Source organism: Pseudoalteromonas sp. S558 (assembly GCF_005886635.1).
Classification (GTDB): Bacteria; Pseudomonadota; Gammaproteobacteria; order Enterobacterales; family Alteromonadaceae; genus Pseudoalteromonas; species Pseudoalteromonas aliena.
Window position 1 is genome coordinate 1 of the sequence record NZ_PNDU01000665.1, and the last position, 297, is coordinate 297.

The 297-nt window shown below is 45.5% G+C and carries 1 protein-coding gene; it reads left to right on the forward strand.

What is annotated here, in order from left to right:
* A partial coding sequence (locus tag CWB66_RS21870) for a thiolase family protein (protein WP_502705311.1) occupies positions 1–297 on the forward strand: 297 nt, incomplete at both ends.

Sequence of the window (297 nt, forward strand, 5' to 3'; positions counted from 1 at the left end):
ACCTCAGCTCGAATCTGGGTTTCATACACGTACCCACTGTACCGCCAGAGGATGCAGAGGACTCAACCCGCCAATCAATGGGACAAACAGCTGAGCAAATGGCTAAAACCCATAATATTAGCCGTGAAGATCAAGATGCTTTAGCACATCGTTCTCACTCATTAGCAACTCAAGCTTGGGCCGATGGCAAGTTAAAAGATGAAGTAATGACGGCGCCCTTACCGCCTTATAAAAGCTTTATTGAAGAAGCTAACAATAATCGTAAAAACTCTCGGGTTGAAGGGTATGCCAGGAGTA